Here is a 295-nt window from a genome sequence, read left to right as displayed (position 1 = left end):
CTACCTCCAGCATCCTCAGCAGCAGAATGCCATAGAAAATACAGATCATCGGCATCCATCTGCTTTTATGAAGCGGTTTTTCATTCTGACGGTTTGCCGTCATAAGCTCTATAATCCTGCTTTTGTTGAGAATTCTGACATTCCCGACTCCAACCAGAATCTGGCAAACAACAAAGAAGCCCACGGTCAACAGCACAGTATCCGGGAAAAACGACCAAGAAAAAGAGGTCCGGCAGCTCCATGCCCAACGCCTTGCCCGGGACGCTGAACACAGCGTAGCCCAGCAGCATGGCCG

General features: G+C 50.5%; 1 protein-coding gene. It reads left to right on the top strand.

Annotated elements, in window-relative coordinates:
• The coding region (locus tag P0G09_RS19430; RefSeq protein WP_275253494.1) for a hypothetical protein at nt 1-268 on the top strand (268 nt) is incomplete at its 5' end.
• Between the last annotated feature and the right edge of the window lie 27 nt (nt 269-295).

The sequence above is a fragment of the Faecalibacterium sp. DFI.5.82 genome, assembly GCF_029076575.1.
Lineage (GTDB): Bacteria > Bacillota > Clostridia > Oscillospirales > Ruminococcaceae > Faecalibacterium > Faecalibacterium duncaniae.
The sequence above is the reverse complement of the archived record's forward strand: the minus strand, read 5'-3'. Positions and strand labels throughout refer to the sequence as shown.